Annotated in this window: 16 protein-coding genes; 6 read left to right on the top strand and 10 right to left on the bottom strand. The window is 60.4% G+C overall.

Annotation, left to right across the window (positions count from 1 at the left end; translation table 11 throughout):
• Positions 1-38 precede the first annotated feature (38 nt).
• The 5 genes from FNU79_RS17890 to FNU79_RS17870 form a co-directional block, all read right to left on the bottom strand.
• Positions 39-866 (bottom strand): alkaline phosphatase family protein, encoded by an 828-nt coding sequence (locus FNU79_RS17890; RefSeq protein WP_143722157.1) that lies wholly within the window; start codon positions 864-866, stop codon positions 39-41.
• 82 nt (positions 867-948) lie between these two features.
• The gene (locus FNU79_RS17885) at positions 949-3,585 is read right to left on the bottom strand and encodes an ABC transporter permease (RefSeq protein ID WP_143722156.1); all 2,637 of its coding nucleotides are present in this window, start codon (positions 3,583-3,585) and stop codon (positions 949-951) included.
• Complete coding sequence (locus tag FNU79_RS17880; protein WP_143722155.1) at positions 3,582-4,307, bottom strand: ABC transporter ATP-binding protein; 726 nt, start codon at positions 4,305-4,307, stop codon at positions 3,582-3,584. The genes FNU79_RS17885 and FNU79_RS17880 overlap by 4 nt, the downstream gene beginning before the upstream one ends.
• A complete protein-coding gene (locus tag FNU79_RS17875; RefSeq protein WP_225430162.1) occupies positions 4,300-4,956 on the bottom strand; it encodes an ABC transporter ATP-binding protein in 657 nt (218 codons plus the stop codon). The genes FNU79_RS17880 and FNU79_RS17875 overlap by 8 nt, the downstream gene beginning before the upstream one ends.
• A gap of 5 nt (positions 4,957-4,961) precedes the next feature.
• Positions 4,962-5,543, bottom strand: coding sequence for a hypothetical protein (locus FNU79_RS17870; protein ID WP_143722153.1), 582 nt, complete (start codon positions 5,541-5,543; stop codon positions 4,962-4,964).
• Between the two features lie 125 nt (positions 5,544-5,668).
• On the opposite strand from FNU79_RS17870, the gene FNU79_RS17865 reads away from it, so the two are divergent.
• Positions 5,669-5,857 carry a hypothetical protein gene (locus FNU79_RS17865; RefSeq protein ID WP_143722152.1) on the top strand — a complete coding sequence of 63 codons (189 nt, stop codon included), beginning with the start codon at positions 5,669-5,671 and terminating at the stop codon, positions 5,855-5,857.
• Positions 5,858-5,906: 49 nt separating this feature from the next.
• Here FNU79_RS17865 and FNU79_RS17860 read toward each other — a convergent pair whose 3' ends face one another.
• Positions 5,907-6,188 carry a cupin domain-containing protein gene (locus FNU79_RS17860; RefSeq protein ID WP_143722151.1) on the bottom strand — a complete coding sequence of 94 codons (282 nt, stop codon included), beginning with the start codon at positions 6,186-6,188 and terminating at the stop codon, positions 5,907-5,909.
• A 501-nt stretch (positions 6,189-6,689) separates the two neighbouring features.
• Here FNU79_RS17860 and FNU79_RS17855 point away from each other — a divergent pair.
• Positions 6,690-8,348: a molybdopterin-dependent oxidoreductase gene (locus FNU79_RS17855; RefSeq protein WP_143722150.1), complete on the top strand. Its 1,659-nt coding sequence runs from the start codon at positions 6,690-6,692 to the stop codon at positions 8,346-8,348.
• Positions 8,349-8,556: 208 nt separating this feature from the next.
• Here the strand turns inward: FNU79_RS17855 and FNU79_RS17850 are convergent, their stop codons facing one another.
• Positions 8,557-9,726: a polysaccharide deacetylase family protein gene (locus FNU79_RS17850; RefSeq protein WP_225430161.1), complete on the bottom strand. Its 1,170-nt coding sequence runs from the start codon at positions 9,724-9,726 to the stop codon at positions 8,557-8,559.
• A 102-nt stretch (positions 9,727-9,828) separates the two neighbouring features.
• On the opposite strand from FNU79_RS17850, the gene FNU79_RS17845 reads away from it, so the two are divergent.
• The 4 genes from FNU79_RS17845 (at position 9,829) to FNU79_RS17830 (ending at position 13,224) form a co-directional block, all read left to right on the top strand.
• On the top strand, positions 9,829-10,656 hold the full coding sequence (locus tag FNU79_RS17845) for a hypothetical protein (protein WP_143722149.1): 828 nt from the start codon (positions 9,829-9,831) through the stop codon (positions 10,654-10,656).
• Between the two features lie 51 nt (positions 10,657-10,707).
• Positions 10,708-11,385, top strand: coding sequence for a hypothetical protein (locus FNU79_RS17840; RefSeq protein WP_143722148.1), 678 nt, complete (start codon positions 10,708-10,710; stop codon positions 11,383-11,385).
• Positions 11,386-11,650: 265 nt separating this feature from the next.
• Positions 11,651-12,451 (top strand): COG4705 family protein, encoded by an 801-nt coding sequence (locus FNU79_RS17835; RefSeq protein WP_143722147.1) that lies wholly within the window; start codon positions 11,651-11,653, stop codon positions 12,449-12,451.
• Between the two features lie 92 nt (positions 12,452-12,543).
• Complete coding sequence (locus FNU79_RS17830) at positions 12,544-13,224, top strand: hypothetical protein (protein WP_143722146.1); 681 nt, start codon at positions 12,544-12,546, stop codon at positions 13,222-13,224.
• A gap of 343 nt (positions 13,225-13,567) precedes the next feature.
• Here the strand turns inward: FNU79_RS17830 and FNU79_RS17825 are convergent, their stop codons facing one another.
• From FNU79_RS17825 to FNU79_RS17815, 3 genes are all read right to left on the bottom strand, one after another.
• Positions 13,568-14,557: a PIG-L deacetylase family protein gene (locus FNU79_RS17825; protein ID WP_225430160.1), complete on the bottom strand. Its 990-nt coding sequence runs from the start codon at positions 14,555-14,557 to the stop codon at positions 13,568-13,570.
• Positions 14,554-15,936, bottom strand: coding sequence for a sensor histidine kinase (locus FNU79_RS17820; protein ID WP_225430159.1), 1,383 nt, complete (start codon positions 15,934-15,936; stop codon positions 14,554-14,556). The genes FNU79_RS17825 and FNU79_RS17820 overlap by 4 nt, the downstream gene beginning before the upstream one ends.
• Positions 15,937-15,986: 50 nt before the next feature.
• Positions 15,987-16,156: winged helix-turn-helix domain-containing protein (locus FNU79_RS17815; protein ID WP_143722145.1), on the bottom strand; the 170-nt coding region annotated here is incomplete at its 5' end.

Here is a 16,156-nt window from a genome sequence, read left to right as displayed (position 1 = left end):
CGCACAATGCTGCTGGCTGGAAAAACAACAGGATCGGGTCAAGGCGTTGACAGGCTTCCACTAGTGGCCAAAGATAACGAATTAATCGGAATCCGTATGACAACGCCGGCTGGACCGTCTGGCGTCAAGATCAGGGTGGGTACGCGGCCACCGCCGCCCTGCTCGTCCTCGCCCTCATCAAAAGTGATGATCAGCGCTGCGCCGGGCTTCCAAATGGCCGAAGTCATGATCTTGGTGGCCCACGTCTTGAGAAAGGCGTCGCCCAGTCGCTCAACTTTGGCCCGCCCCAAGCAGCGCAGGTCGCCGTGAAGGTCGTGGCATAAATCCGGCACCAAGAGCGAGAAGTTTGGAACACGACCCGCATCGAGGTCGGCAGCGAGTTGCTCAAACGGCACGACTTTGGCCGCTTGTTGAGGATCACTGGCAATGTCACTGCTCAGTAAAAGTGGGTTGTGCTTCTTGCCGTATAACCCTGAAAAATACACGGTAGAACCCGCTTGAGGCAAACCTTGCATATAACCTTTCCAAGTCAAATTCTTGGCACTCAGCTGCGTGACCAACGTATTGCCAGTAAACGACTGCGCTGGATTGTCACCTTCGAGTTTCATGGTGCTACCCGCGATCAGCGCCACATAATTCGGCAAACTCGGATGGGTCACGCCGGTGTACTGACGGGCCAAAGCGCCGCGTTTGACGAGGGCATTGAAGGTGGGCAAACTCGGGTTACCGATCACCTGATCGTAACTGTGATTTTCAAGGATCAGTACGAAGATATGGGGGGCAGGCTGAGCGCTCATGGGTGCGGCCTGAGCAGCACTCAACAAGCCCAAACTCAGCAGGCCAAGGAGTGGGAGTAACGTTGACATGCCGCAGTGTGCGCGGGGAGCGTGAGAAAGGGTGTCTGGCTTCCTCCTTGCCCCGGCTCCAAGTGCCTGATGAACTTCAGTTCTACGACGCACGCAGCACCTCCGTGACTCGCCGCGCCGAGGCCGCCCGTGCCCAGCGCAGTGCCAGCCAGGTACTCAGGCCCGCCGAGAACAGCAGCGCCACCAGGTACGCCCAGGGCAGCAGTAAGGCTTCCGGTGGCGGATCAAAGACGCCCTGAAGCAGCTTGATCAACGTCTGCGCCACGCCAAGGCCCAAGGCCAGTCCGAACGCGCCGCCCAAACCGACGACGACCAATGCTTCACCCGACAAAAACGCGCCGAGTTGCGACGCCTTCGCGCCGAGGGCACTCAGCACCGTGAAGGTGCGCCGCCGCTCGGAAAGGCCCAGCGCTAGCACCAAGCCGGTGGAAGCCGCCAGCAGCAAAGCAGCAAAAGCCAGCTCTATTCTGGACAGGCCTGCCAGATTCACAGCCGTGAGACCCGAAGCGATCTTGCCACGCACCGCCGCCAGATCGGTCACTTGAATGCCCGGCACGCCGCTGAGCAGTTGCTGTGCTCCACTCACCACGGTCTGAGGGTTGCCGCTGATTTGAAGCAAGGCGACTTCCGCCACCGGATTGCCGGTCATCTGCGCCACGTAGCTGGCATTGGTGACCAGAAACGAATCCTTGGGAGCCGTCGGAAACTCGCGCACCACGCCCGCCAAGCTGAACGGCACCACGCTGTACAGATGCGTTTTGGCGTTCAGCAGGCGCAGCTTGAGGGTATCGCCCAGTGAGAGCTGATAGTCGTTGACCGTTTCCTGCGAGACGAAAATGGCGTTCGGCGTGGCCTTGAGCTTGTCCAGCGCCTGCGTGGCCGTGATGTCCTTGAAGTAGCTGTCCGCGAGGCGACTGACATCGGTGAAGTGGGCCGCATCGATGCCGTAGATGTCCTGCAGGTCCGCGCCCACGTAGGCAAAACGGTGAATCAGCGGCTGGGTCTTGACCACGCCCGGCAGCTTTTGCAAGTCGGCCAGATGCGGCCCTGCCGGGTTGTTGGCGTTGCCCGTCACGGTCACGTCCGATCCGTTGGTCAGCACCGCGTCCACCCGCGCTTGATCGTTGTAGGTGGCGTTGAAGATAGACGTGGACACCGCGAACGCGCCTGCCAGCGACACCAGCGCTGCGCCGCGTAGCAGCAGGGGCCGCTGGCGTTCCAGCACTGAGGCGACGGTGGCCGAGAGGTTGCCGCCGAATGGCCGCAGCAGACCCGTCAGACGGCCTTTTCCCAGCAGCCAACCCAGCAGGCGCAGGCCCAGTAAGGTTCCGCCCAGCCAGAGGGCCAGCGGAGCCACGAAGGCTTCGAGTTGAATGCTGGCCTTGGTGACGCCTTCAGGGGCCAGCACCAGTTGATAACCGCCCGCCGCACTGCGCCAGAACTCGGCGGCGGCGACGACCAGCAAAATCAAGTCAAGGTACAGGCGCTGCCACAACGGAACGCCAACCCGACCCACCGCTTGCCGCTGGGCCGCCACAGTGGACGAGCGCACCGCGCGGTAAGTGGGCAGTAGCACTGCCAAGAGCGCCAGCGATAACCCTGCCAGCACCGGCAGCAGGTAAGCCAGCCAGCCGCCCGATAAGCCGCCGGTCAGCAGCGGCGAGAGAACCACGAACAAAACCAGTCCCAGCACCGTTCCGACCAGGCCCACCGTCAGCGCTTCCGCTGCGCCGAGCTGGACGATCAGACGCTCAGACGCGCCGCGTACCCTGAGCAGGGCCGCTTCACTTTGCCGCTGGGCCGCGCTCGCGCTCGCCACGCTGAGGGTCAAGGTCGCGGCCAGGATCGCGCCGGGCAGCCCCAGAAACAAGAACAGCGCCTGGGCGTAGAGGGCATTTTCACGCGCTCCATCTAAAGTGACGCCCAGCGTGTCGCCGACCACCGCGCCGCCGGACAGCCGCGCCTCCACGTTGTTGGCGAGTGCGCCGACCAGCGCGAAGGCCCGGCCCGGATCGCTGGGCAAGACGGTCGCCAGCCGAATGTGAAGCTCGGTCTTGACCGTGTCGGGCCGCGCCAGCCGCTGCGGCGCAAAGAGTTGGTCAAATTGAGCCTGGGGCAGCAGCAGCACATTGTCCGGCGGAGCTTGCGGCGCAAGGCCCTTAGGTGCGCCCACCGCCTGAAACAGCGAATCGGCCTGCGGCAGATCGACCACGCCCGCCACTGTTACCAGCACGCTGGCGGCTCCGTAGCGGCCTATGTTGATCATGTCACCCACCGCTGCGTGCAAGTTGGCCGCCGTTTGCTGCGAGATCACCACACCGTCGGGTGAGCCGATCAGCGGGCGAATCTCGGAAGGAAAAGCTGTGCGGTAGCCGTTCGGAAGGCCCAGTACCTTGCCAGCGCCCGTCGTTTGCACCGTACCGCCCGTATTTGCAGTGAAGCTGGCCACATCGGCGTACTGCACCGGCAGCAGGGTTTTGATAGCCGTGGCGGCTTTGATGGCCTGCTCGGCGGCGGCGGGCGTAGTGTTCTGGCCCAGCAGGACCTGCCAGTCGACCGGCACCGAGGCGGCGGCGCGGCGGGTCATGTTGGCGTTGCCGGAAGCGATAAAGCTCAGCAGCAGCGCCAGAAACGCCACTGTGAGCATGATGCCGGTGGCCGCGCCCCACAGTCTCAGGGGCCGTTCTCGCAGCAGGCCGCGCAACCATAGAGTAATCATGGGTGCTCCTCCAAGACGCCGTCTTTCATGCGCCAGACGGTGTTCAGGCGGCGGGCCACCGTCTCGTCATGGGTGGCCATCACCAGCGCGGTTTGTGGACTCAGCGCCGCGAGCAACACGTCCATCAAGTGCTGGGCGGTGGCCGAGTCGAGCTGGCCGGTGGGTTCGTCGGCCAGAATCAGTTGCGGCTTGGCGATCAGGGCGCGGGCCACCGCCACCCGCTGGGCCTGCCCGCCAGAGAGTTCTTCGGGCAACTGCCCGGCGATGGCCGAGAGTTCCAGTGTGTCCAGCACGGCGGCGGCTTGCTGTTTAGCTGCTTCTGGATTTGCGCCGAGCAGCAACAGCGGCAAGGCCACATTTTCTAACGCGGTGAGGGGCGGCATCAAGCTCTGGGCCTGAAACACGAAGGCCACTTTGCTGGGCCGCAGATCAGCACTGTCACCCAGCGCGGGCCAGCTCAGTTCGCCGCCTGTCGGCTGGTCCAGGCCGCCCAGCAGGTGAAGCAAGGTACTCTTGCCGCTGCCGGAGGTGCCCAGCAGGGCAATGCTGTCGCCGGGAAAAATGCTGAGGCTGGCTCGCTTGAGGGCCGCCACTTTGCCATATTCGCGGCTGAGATTCTGGGCCGTCACCAGCGCGACTTCGCCCCGGCGCGTTTCAGCGGCTTGGGGCCAGACCTGCGCGGATTCAAAGGTCAGGCGCTCGATTCGTTCAGCCTCAGGCATCTTGCCACCGCCCGTCTTGAATCCGCAGCACCCGGTCGGCTTGCTCGGCCAATCTGGGGCTGTGGGTGGCGATCACGGCGGCACTCTGATTTCGACGCACAAAGTCCTTGATGACCGCGATGACGTGCTGCTCGGTCTGGGCGTCCACCTCGGCGGTGGGTTCGTCGGCCAGCAGCACGCGAGGGCGGTGAGCGAGTGCGGCGGCCAGTGAAGCGCGGGCCGTTTCGCCGCCGGAAAGCTGCGCGGGAAAAGCATGTAAGCGCTCGGCGAGGCCCAACTGAGTTAGAAGTTTTATGGCCCCGTCTTCGTCTGGCTTGCCATTCAAGCGGCCCGTCAGCGTCACGTTGTCCAGCACATTCAGGTGGGCAATCAGGTTCCCGCCCTGAAGCATCACGCCCAGATGCTCGGCCCTGAGCGCCGCCCGCACCCGTTCGGGTTGGCGCGATAAAGTTCGCCCATTGACGCTGACCACGCCGCCGTCGGGATCGTCCAAGCCCGCCAGACACGCCAGCAAGGTGCTTTTGCCGCTGCCAGATTTGCCGAGGAGCACCGTCAGCTCGCCGGGCCGCACGTCCAGACTCACGCCCCGCAGGGCGCGGGTTTCCTCGTCACCCACATGGTAGAAGCGGTAGAGATCGGTGGCTTCCATGACGCTCATTTCCACCGCAGTGAGCGCGACATTTGCCGCCAAGCGTCCACGTTGTCCGACCCCTTGGGCGCGGAGAAGCGCAACTGAACTTGCTGCCCGGCGTGATTGAGAACGTACAGATCGTTTTCCAGGAGCGCCGCCTTGCCGGTCACGGCGTTAGCAGCGGAAAGAGAATCAAAGCTGGCGAGAATGGCCGTCCCTGCCGGAAGCTTGATGGCCTTGACCGTGTTGATTTTGACGCCAGACTCCGTGCCCGCCAGCGCCTTGAGGGTGTCGGCGCGGACGCTGCTGACACTGGGGGCGGCCTTGCTGGGTGTCACTGTAACTTTGACTTCGCCCAGTTTGGAGAGAAACGACACATCACTGCCGTTGACGGTGCGTGCCCAGCCTTCCGGCGCATCAATCGTGTAGCCACCTGCCGCGTTGCGGTACGGTACGAATGCTTGGTTGTCGGGAATGTCACCGACTGGATGCACTTCTGGAGCCATCTGCGAAGTGGGTGAGGCAGCGGGCGTCTGGGCAAAGGAGAAGCTGCCCACCAGAGCGGCTGAAATGAAGACGTGTTTGAACGAGTTGAATTTGAACATAAATTGACCTCCGTGACTCCGACGGTAGGCCAGGGCGGTATAAGCCCGGTATAATGTGTAATAGATGTAAAAACTCTGCTGGACGCGCTGCCCTGCCGCTGAACAATCGCCGCCTGGCTTCAGCCGTGTCAAACGATCTTCCATCCCTGCTGATTGGAGCGCAGGGCACCGAACAGGCCCAGAAGCCGCCCCACGCCGAGATGCTCGTGGTGCAAGTCAACACCGTAGCGGCCAATCTCAGACCCGAGCTCACGCCGCTGGGCAGTTTGGCAACCTCGCTACTGCTCTTGTGTGCGTTGGTGCTGCACCATTAACGCGCCAAGACATCTCCCTCACGTCCGCGGCGTTAAAGTTCGGCCGCCGTCAATCCTGCTTGTGAGCTTGCTCTTTCTCTGCTTGCTGCTCACGCCCGAGACCAACAGCACTGGTGTGCGTGACAGGTTCAGCGATGGTGATCAGGAGTGCGCTGTCTTCCAGCGCCATCACAGCATGCGGGACGCGGGCAGGCAGCGTGACCAGCTCATGTGGGCCGAGGTCAAGCTGCGTGCCCTGAGAAGTGAACGCGGCGCAGCCATCAAGCACCAAGACGCTGATCGGGCCGGGGGCGGTGTGCTCTGGCAGGCCTGTTCCCGCCTTCAGCACCATCAGCAGGAGCGTGAAGCCCGGATCACGAACCAGCGTCAGTGAATCACGTCCGTACTTTGAAAGGGGCTCGTCGCTGCGCAGGCGGGCGAGTTGACCCTTCAGATCGTAGCGGTTGAGGGCGATGGGTTATGGGCGATCGGGTCTTCCTTCAGACATAACGGCCTCCCTGATTCTGAAGTTCTATCTTACTTGATCCTCGATCCTCCTCTCTTGGCAGCGCCCCTATTGAGCCTTCGGTGAAGCAGTAGGGCCGTTCACAACAAGAACAACAGACTGAGTTGGCACTTTTAGGCAGCCATTTCTGATGACCTGAACGACTTACCCAATGCTCTGCTCTTTTGCTGATTTCTCACACCCGGCAGATTTAAGGTGAAGTCATCAGAGTGGTGATCAAGCCACTTGAGGAGCCGCCCAGTGCATCAGGACGACGTCGCTGCTCTGCTTGGGTCTGCCGCTCAGTCATAACTGAATACTAAAGAGCGGCAGGCTGAGGAGGAGAAAATGACACCTTTAACACCTCCACGGGAAAATAAGGTTCATTTCCCGGTAGATCGCCGCCCGGGTCTGTGGATCCGGCCAACGTTGCTGATCGGTTTGACAATGCTGGTCGCGCTGCCGATCATCATTGCCTGGATTCAGTACGGGTTCTTCGGCCTGCCCGCTGTAGCAAATCCAGTTCGCGCCTTCCCCGGCTCTTCCGGTTTTCCGCTGTGGCTGCGAACCGCGCATTACATCAGTTTCGTCTTGATGCTTCTCTTGATCCGCAGCGGCCTGTCGATTCTGGCCGATCACCCTCGCCTGTACCGCCACCAAGACTGCACCCCCAATTCGGAATGGATTCGCTTCACGCCGCTGGCGGTGCCGACCGACCGCATCTGGACGGCCAAAGACGACGCCCGTTACATCTCGCCGCTATGGAGCCTACCCGGCTACCGCCACACCGTCGGCGTAGCGCGACACTGGCACTTCCTCTCGGTGCTGTTCTGGGTGCTGACAGGCGTGATTTATGTAGCATTACTGTTCGCACAGGGCCATTGGGCGCGGCTGGTGCCGACCTACTGGGGCATTCTCCCTGACGCTTGGAGAATCTTCGTTCATTACGCAACCTTTCACTTGCCTCCCGAGCCGGACGGCTTTTACGCCTATCAAGCCTTGCAGCAACTCGCTTATTTCGCCGTCGTGTTCGTGATGGCCCCGCTGTCGATTCTGAGCGGCCTCGCCATGTCGCCCGCGCTGGATGGCCGCTTTGCGTGGTATCCACGTTTATTCGATGGGCGGCAGGGCGCGAGGTCACTGCATTTCCTGCTGATGGTAGGTTTCTCAGTGTTTTTGATGATCCACGTTGCTCTGGTTCTCACCACTGGCGTTGTCCGAAATATGAACCATATCGTTATGGGTACAGACACCGGTGGCCCCGCCGGATGGATGCTCGGCACAGTCGGCATCATCGTTGCCCTCGCCCTCCTGTTCGCAGCCTACTGGGTGTCCTGGCACCATCCACGTGCCTTGCAGCTGGCGGCCCACCGCAGTGTTGGGACGCTGACTCTGCGGACACTTGATCCCCTGACGCCCAAGTCTGAATTCAGCACAGCGGACATTTCCCCACATTTTTGGTCCAACGGTAAGCTGCCGACTTCGCAGGAATGGCAGACCTTATTGTCTGAAGACTTTGAGGGATTTAAGCTGCGGGTGTCGGGCCTGGTCAATCATCCGGTTGAACTCTCACTGGGCGAGATCATGGCGCTGGGTCAGCACCATCAAATCACGCTGCACCACTGTATTCAGGGCTGGTCAGGCGTGGCCGAGTGGGGCGGGCTGCCGATGAGCGCTCTGATTGATTTGGTACAGCCCCAGCCCGAAGCGCGGGTGGTGGTGTTTCATTCGTTCGGTGAAGGGCTGTACGGCGGGGAATATTACGAAACGCTCTCCATGAAAGACGCCCGCCATCCCCAGTGCCTACTGGCCTACGAAATGAACGGCGAGCAGTTGGGAGCCAACCACGGTGCGCCGCTGAGGCTGCGGGCCGAGAACCAACTTGGGTACAAGATGATCAAATGGATCAGCAGTGTTGAATTCGTTGCCAGCGAGAAGGAAGTGGGACAGGGCTTTGGCGGCGCAAACGAGGATCACGAGTATTTTGACCTTGTGCCGAACATCTGAGGGCTGCGGCACCGAGGCAGGCAGCCGGGTGGCGTCCACCTGCCTCAGAATCTCTCGGTCTGATGAACAACGACCGCAGACTGAGGGATTTGCGGACTCAGCTTGGACGAGAGGTCTTATTCTTGATTCTTGGACGGCATCTTCTGTAAACCGCTTTAGGAAGCCAAAAAGTGCTCTGTGAAGACCAATGTGCAAACACCCTAACGACTCAACGTCCGAGTCCGCCTACCGTCGTCACGGTGTAGCCCCGCTGTTTCGCCACCTTGAGCAGATCGGGGAGGGCCAAGAGGCCATCGGGAGCATTGTCGTGCAGCAAAATAATCCCGCCGGGCTTGAGGTGTTTGTCAAAACGGGCTTCCACCGTTTCTACACCGGGATTTTGAAAGTCGCCGGGGTCATCCGTCCAAAACACCGTGGTGAGGCCGAGTTCTTTGGCGACATTGAGAACGCGGGTGGTATACCGCCCGCCTGGAGGACGGAAATACTGCACCTTCTGACCGCTGAGTTGGGTAAGCAAGGTATTGGTGCTGCTCAGTTCAGCTTTGATCTGGGCTGAACTCAGACTCGGCAGCCGCACATGGTGAAAGGTGTGGTTGGCGATTTCATGACCGCCGCGTATCAGGTCTTCAGCAAAATAGGGATACGCCTGAACATTGCGCCCAATGACGAAAAAGGTGGCTTTGACACCGGCGCGGCGCAGTAAATCGAGCACCAGAGGAAAGTACATCGGGTGCGGCGCGTCATCAAAGGTCAGGGCGACTTGCCGCCGCGCTGGATTGCCCTGAAACAACAACCCGTTTCGCACGCCACCTCCGGCTTGCCCCAACGATTTTTGCAACTGATAAGCCTTGATTTCGGCAGGCGTGCCTTCAAACACCGGCAGCTTTTCAGGGGCCTCGACCACTACGCCGACGGGTTCCGGCGCTTCAATTTGCGGATTGATCCAAATTCGGTCGTACTGATCGTTCTTGATGCTGTTTCTGAGAGTAGCCAATCTCTCACGCGGCACCGAGAGGGTCAGCAGCGGCAGCGGCCCCCCGAAGCCCGCGTAATTGCCAGATCGGTAAACACTGACGTCCACCTCGAGCAAGTCCGGCGCGGCGCGGTAGGTGCGTTCAGCCGCCAGGAGTGCCAACTGGGTGGCCCGTGCGTCAGTGGCCTGCGCCGTGGGAAGCAACAAGATGGTGTGAGCGGCCCGCACGAAGCCGTTGCTCTGCACTTCCACTGTTTTCACTTCGGGGATCGGCGGTGTCAGGGTCAAGGTCTGAAGGCGCGTCGCAGCCCTTGTGCCGGGAGCGAGGGGCTGAACTTGGCCGGGAGCAGGCTGGGCCAGCGCCATGCTGAGCAGGAGAAGGGGAACAGAAAGCAAAGTTTTCACAACTCACATTAAGTCCAAATGGTATAGGGAGGGTATAAGCAAGCTCAGGCGCGGCGTTTTGCTCTACGGCGTTTTCACCCTTTGCCTCTACACTGAATGCTTATGTCTCTACTCCCATCTGTGACTCGCCTGTCGTTTGCGGCGCTGCTGACCTTCGCGCCGCTTCAACCAGGGGCTCTGGCCGCTTGGGTCAATGATCCGGATGGGCATCGAAATCTGACGTTGCCTGATGCAGCAGGCGACGCGCAACTCGTCGTCCCCAAAGCCTGCCGGGCCAAACCGTGCAGTCTGGTGATCGTCTCACACGGGCGCGGCGGGCTGGCGAGCGCTGGTATCCAACATGCACCGTTTGACACCCTACTGGACGCCATTGACACGCAGGGCTTCGTGCTGCTGCTCAGCAGCGACGGTGGGCCGAGCACCTGGGGCAACACGGCGGCGCTGTCCTCCATCCAGCGCAGCTACAAAGCCGCCTTACCGCACTTCCAGCATGATGGGCGGGTCTATACATTGGGCGTTTCTATGAGCGCTCTGCCCGCCACGCTCACCGCTTACCGCCGCACGCTGGGCATTCCCATCAAAGCGGTGGCGCTGGTGGCTGGGCGGGTCAACTTGCAAGACGCAGTGAGGTCATCGGTGAGCAGGGGAAAAAGTATCACCGCCGCTTACGGCTCAGCGCCTCTCATCACATCTGATCCAGTCAATTACTTTCGGCACTTTGTGGGCAGGCGCACGCCACTGATAGTGGTGGTCAGCCCGCAAGATACGGTGGTCAGTAGCGCCAAAAATGGAGGCCGCTTGGCTCATCTGGCCCGCAGCGCTGGAGCGAGCGTCGAGGTGGTGCAAGTCAGCGGCCAGCACCTCACGCACGGCTACGTGAATGCCGAAATAGGACGGCAGATTGGGGCGTTTTTCTTGCAGCACCGCTGAAGATGGTCACGCTATACCGCCTTTATACCGACTTGGCTCAGACTGCGCGGCATGAAGACTTTGACTCAATCTCGTTGGCCCATGTTTGGTTGGACTCAGGTGCAGCAGTGGCGGCGCGAGATGCGGCTGCGTCAGGTGATTTTCAGCGCTCAAACGCAGCGGGAGATTGTTCAGGCGGGTCAGCAGTTTGGTATTTCACCCGCGCTGATCGCCAGTATCCTGGCTGACGAGCGCACCCGCTTGGACGCCGCCGATCATTTTCAAAATGCCCTGATGCGCCTGAGTATGCTGTTGCCGGATTGGGCCGAACAACTGCTGATTCAAAGCATTGAGCGTGCCTGTGGCCGCAGCGTGGACACATTTAGTTTGGGCCGAGCGCAGATGAAAGGCGGCACGCTGGCACGGCTGAGTGCGGAAGGCCACCTGCCTGTGCTGACGAGCGCCTCCCAATCTCGCCACTTCCTCCTGAGTGACGGACAAGCGCCGTTTCTGGTGGCCGCTTGCTTGCGTTCCACCGTAGATTATTGGCAGCGCGGCGGCGTCGATCTCCTTGAAAACCCAGCGGTGCTTGGCACGCTTTACAGCCTTGGTATCACAGGAAAACGTGGCGTCCATGCTGATCCGCAGCCATCAGTGAGGGGCCGAGCAATTGCCGCCCACGCCAAATGGCTGGCCCGTCCTTCTCAAGGCGTCTTCGGCAATTTCAGCGGCCAACTGTCCGCTGTCTGAAAGCACACCGCCCACAGCGTCGAAGTGACGTTCTTCAGCTCCAGTACTGCGCCCCGCCCAATCGGTGGGGCGTCAATTTGTCGTCTATGTGTGGGTATGGCAATCTCCGCCCGCTCCGTGCTGCCCTGCTATACCGCGTTTATACCTTACTTTCTTACACTGCCCATGCGCTTTGAACAAATGCCCGCGCAGGAGGTTCAACAATGAATCAGCACCCCCGCACCATCCTTGCCCCTGCCCTTAGCTCCTTGCGCGGAGGCCAAGCATGACCGCTGCCGTCCCCGCCCAAAACAGCGCACTGCGAATCCTGATCAGCAAGGTGCCAGAGATCACACTGTTCTTCTGGATCATCAAGATTTTGTGTACCACTGTTGGTGAGACAGCTGCCGACTGGATCAACACCAACCTCAACTTTGGACTGGTGGGCACCTCGGCGCTGATGATTTCACTGACTGTGATCGCGCTCGTGATGCAGTTTCGCGCACGCCGCTATATACCGTGGGTGTACTGGCTGTGCGTCGTCCTGATTAGCGTGGTGGGAACCTTGATCACCGATAACATGGTCAACACCTTCAACATCACGCTGGTGACCAGCACCATCATCTTCTCGGTGCTGCTCGCCCTCACCTTCATCGGGTGGTACCGCAGCGAAAAAACGCTCTCCATCCACAGCATCTTCACGGCCAAGCGCGAGGCGTTCTACTGGCTGACTGTGCTATTCACCTTCGCTTTGGGCACGGCAGCGGGCGATCTGATCTCCGAGAACCTGAACGTCGGATACTTGAATTCGGCCCTGTTGTTCGCCGGACTGATTGGCACAGTCACGCTGGCCCACTTCGCCGTGAAATTTGACGCCATCGCCACCTTCTGGATCGCCTACATCCTGACCCGGCCCCTCGGCGCGTCTATCGGCGATTACATGTCGCAGGCCAAGGACGTAGGTGGGCTGGAACTGGGCACGGTGACGACCAGCGTCATCTTCTTGGTGGCCATTTTGGCTGTGGTGATCTACCTAAGCCTGACCCGAAAAGACCAGATTCGCCTGTCAGAAACGGAAATCACCTGACGCATCCGTCCTGTTTAATCAACGTTACCTGCTATTGCCCCTCTCCTCACCGCCCTCTCTCGGCCCAGCGCCAACCCCCAAGGAAACCCATCATGACCACCCCTAGAATGCTCGTTCTGCTGCCCCTAACCCTTCTCGGCCTCACCACTATCCAGACTGCCGCCGCCCAGAACGCCACCACGGAAACTCCGCTTACTAAAGCGCAGTGCGACGCGGCTCTCAAAGCTAAGGTCAACCTCAACACGGCCTCGCTCGAAACCCTCAAGTGCCTGCCCGGCGTCCCCACCTCGATTGGTAAAGACATTATCCTCAACCGCACCTACGCCGATCAGCGCGACTTTGAAAAGAAGATCGAGACCATCGGACAGCGGCTGTGGCGGGGATTTTCACCTTACATCACGCTCGATATGTCCAAGAGTGTTATGGCTGCTCCCGTGCCAGTCGCTGTCAGCAAGGCCAACGTTGCGGCGGTCTCCAACAAGGCAGTTCATGTTGGGCCGCTGGGCGACCTCAGTCCACTGATCAAGATTACCGAGGATACGCTGGGGCTGGTTCAAAGCAGCAAGCCGTCTGCTGCCGTAACCCGCATCAAAGCGCTTGAGGTGCTGTGGGACAAAGACGCCAAGGCCCTGACTGCCAAGAACAATGCCAAATGGACGACCATAGACGGCGCGGCGGATCAGGCACTGTCGGCGGTTCGCTCCAGCACGCCCAGCAAAGCTCAGAGTGTCAAGGCGCTGCAAGAGCTGCTCGCCCTGCTCAAAGCGGGCTGAGTTCGCTCCTCCATTCCCCACCAACGCCCGCAAACCGAAATTGGCTTGCGGGCGCTTTTTTCAGGATACGTACGCTGCCGCACTGACCTCCGATCTGAACCTGATAAGGCTTGCGGCTGAAGCAGGTACAGCAGGTACAAGCGCTGAAACGGCCTCATTGTCCCCGTGAGCATCAATTGAATGCACTTCAAAACCATTCTCAGCAAGCGGAAAGAGAGCGCGGCGTTCACGCTGATCCACAAGCCCTCAGCGCTACAGCAGCTTATCCGCAGTGGCTCTACAGCGCGGTGCGGTTCTCGGCAACGGGTTCTTGGGAGCGCCCCGCTGGGCTTAGACGGTCTTCTCAAGGTGAGGTCTTCGGCGGCGACAGCCGCTCTTCCGCCGCCGCTTCAGGACTCAGCAGCTCGTTGGTTCTGACAAACGAATGCATAAAACGGCTCATGATGCGGGTCTGGCTTTGATACTGCTCGGTGGCCCGCGCTTTGAGGGTTTCTTGACCCGGCGTGAGCGTCACCTGCGTCCACGGCAACTGAGCAGCCAGCGGCGGTAAGGTGAGAGCGAGCTTAGGATGCAGTCCCTTGGGCAGCGGCCACTCCAGACCGCCGTGAACCACCCAAAATCTCAACCGTGAAGCTTGGTGCCGTGCTGAGAGCAGCCGCAGAGCGATATACGACAGCGTGCGGTGATCAGGGTGAAAATCTTGCGGCGCTGGAGCCAGCACCAAGTCAGGCTGGACAGTGCTGAGCACTTTCTCCAAATCTGCTTCCAGGGACTGACCACTAAATGGAGCGCTCGGTGTCAGTGCGCCCGTGACATACACCTTGGCTGCTCCCGTGCGCGGCGCAGTATACGGCTCTTCAAAGTTGGTGGTAAACAGGGCAAAGAGACCGCCATCTGGATAGCCCAACATGAATGTATGACCCAGCGGCACACCCAGCACCGCAGAGGCGCGGTGAGCTTCGTTGGTGCGGAGTTGGCCCAGCGCCCGCATGTCATGAATGCTGGGCTTAAGGGTACGCTGACTCAGCGCGGCAGCGACTTCAAAGCCGTCTCCTGCTGTGACCCAAACGATATACACAGCCGCTCCAGCAGCTTGGGCTTGCTGAATCATGCCCGCACAACACAGCGTTTCATCGTCGGGATGCGGCGAGAGAACGAGGAGTCGCTGACCGCGCTTAAAAGCTGTTACTTGAGGCAGAGCGGCCACCACATCGCTACTTTGGTCAAAGACTTGGCTCAGCAGCGGTAGATTAATCCAAGCAGCCAAGACCAGCACCACCGCAGCAGGCAGGACAATCAAGCGTTTTTTGCCGAGCACCCTGAACCATTTCAAAGCGGCATCTGGCCTTTCGTTGAATGCGCAGTGGGCTGAGTGTGCAGCACCAAAGTCGCTTGGCCGGTTGGAGGCCGTGCGGCTTGAAATTGCACTTCCACGTCAAAACGCGCTGGACTCCACTGCGGCACTAGCTCTGCGTTCCAGCGGCGGGTCAACGCGGCCACCAAAGCCAAACCCAGCCCGCTTCCTGAAATACCTTGAACGCCGCTGCCACGTTCAAAAGGCTGCAGCAGCCGCGTCCACTGGTCACGCTCAGGCCCCGCGCCCGCACTGCTGACAGTGAGTACCTGCGATTTTACGCTTAGTTTCACCGTCTCACCGCTGCTGTACTTGAGGGCGTTTTCAAGCAGATTGCTGATGACCCGCTGCACGCCTTCAGCTTCAGCGCTGACCCAGCTTTCGGTGAGCGAAAGTTCGATTCGCTTGTCTGAAGTGCGGGCTATCTCACCGAACTGCTCACTTGCCAAGGTCACCGCAGCAGCGAGGTCCACCGGCTCCAGTCGCGCGGGCGCGTCCGTGCGAGAAAGCGCCAGCAAACTTTCAGATAAGGCAATGAGGGCGTCGACCCGTCCCTGCATGCTGCTGAGCGCCTTTTGGTAAGCGGCGGCGTCGCGTGGGCGCTCCAGCGTGAGTTCCAAGCGGCCTTTGAGTACGGTCAGTGGCGTGCGGAGTTCGTGGGCGGCGATGCGGGCAAACTGTTTTTCGTGCTCGATGGTGTGTTCCAACTGATCGAGCATGGCGTTGACGGTGTTGGTCAGGCGGGCCATTTCGTCGTGGCCGCTCATCGCCGGAACGCGCTCACGGTAATTGCCACGTCCAGCAATCGCAGCGGCGGTTCGCGCTACCGCGTCCACGGGCTTTAGGGCACGGTCAGCCAGCACGTAGCCAACCAAACAGGCTACGGCGATCATCAAAATGCTGCCGTAAAGTAGGATGCGGGCCAGATCGGTGAGCAGCTCTGTTAGCGTGTCGCTGGGCCGTGAGATTCGCAGATACTGTCCGCCTGCCAGACGTTGGGTGAACACACGGTTGTTGTCAAAGCCCATCGCGCCGAGTTGGAGTGGTGGCGGCTTGGCTTTGTCTTCTTTAATGTCTTCGTCCGCTCCTATGCTGGCCAGACGTTTGCCCCTGGAAGACAGCAGTTCGATGGTCAGGTCGCCTGTGGCTTTCAACTCTGGCGAAAACGAGGACTGGCCGTTCTGGGTTTCAATACTGGCCTGCGCGACGGCAGCAGTTTCCCGCAGCGTCTGATCCAGTGACGCGGTGAGTGACGCGCTGGAGACCACGTAAACACCCACCGCGCCCAACACGATGGAGACAGCAAACACCAGCGCGTAGCCCAGTGTGAGTTTGAGGCGCAGGCTCCAACGGCTCAAACTCAGGCAAGAGAAATTGGACGGAGCAGCAACCGGCCCATCTGTTTTCATCACGACGTGCCGCGCCCGAGGCGGTAGCCGGTACCGCGAATGGTGTCAATGAGGGTGTCGTGGGTTTTGCGGCGCAGGGTGCTGACATACACGTCAATCACTTTATGCTCCACGCTTCCCTCGCCGCGCCACAGCCGCTCAATAATCTCGTCCCTTCCAAACGCCCGGC

The sequence above is a fragment of the Deinococcus detaillensis genome (assembly GCF_007280555.1).
GTDB classification, from domain to species: Bacteria; Deinococcota; Deinococci; order Deinococcales; family Deinococcaceae; genus Deinococcus; species Deinococcus detaillensis.
This window is presented reverse-complemented; position numbering and strand designations above follow the sequence as displayed.

Coding starts and splice junctions, on each gene's coding strand:
- FNU79_RS17890 (WP_143722157.1), bottom strand. CDS start 866: ATGTCAACGTTACTCCCACTCCTTGGCCTGCTGAGTTTGGGCTTGTTG.
- FNU79_RS17885 (WP_143722156.1), bottom strand. CDS start 3,585: ATGATTACTCTATGGTTGCGCGGCCTGCTGCGAGAACGGCCCCTGAGA.
- FNU79_RS17880 (WP_143722155.1), bottom strand. CDS start 4,307: ATGCCTGAGGCTGAACGAATCGAGCGCCTGACCTTTGAATCCGCGCAG.
- FNU79_RS17875 (WP_225430162.1), bottom strand. CDS start 4,956: ATGGAAGCCACCGATCTCTACCGCTTCTACCATGTGGGTGACGAGGAA.
- FNU79_RS17870 (WP_143722153.1), bottom strand. CDS start 5,543: ATGTTCAAATTCAACTCGTTCAAACACGTCTTCATTTCAGCCGCTCTG.
- FNU79_RS17860 (WP_143722151.1), bottom strand. CDS start 6,188: ATGGTGCTGAAGGCGGGAACAGGCCTGCCAGAGCACACCGCCCCCGGC.
- FNU79_RS17855 (WP_143722150.1), top strand. CDS start 6,690: ATGACACCTTTAACACCTCCACGGGAAAATAAGGTTCATTTCCCGGTA.
- FNU79_RS17845 (WP_143722149.1), top strand. CDS start 9,829: ATGTCTCTACTCCCATCTGTGACTCGCCTGTCGTTTGCGGCGCTGCTG.
- FNU79_RS17840 (WP_143722148.1), top strand. CDS start 10,708: ATGAAGACTTTGACTCAATCTCGTTGGCCCATGTTTGGTTGGACTCAG.
- FNU79_RS17835 (WP_143722147.1), top strand. CDS start 11,651: ATGACCGCTGCCGTCCCCGCCCAAAACAGCGCACTGCGAATCCTGATC.
- FNU79_RS17830 (WP_143722146.1), top strand. CDS start 12,544: ATGACCACCCCTAGAATGCTCGTTCTGCTGCCCCTAACCCTTCTCGGC.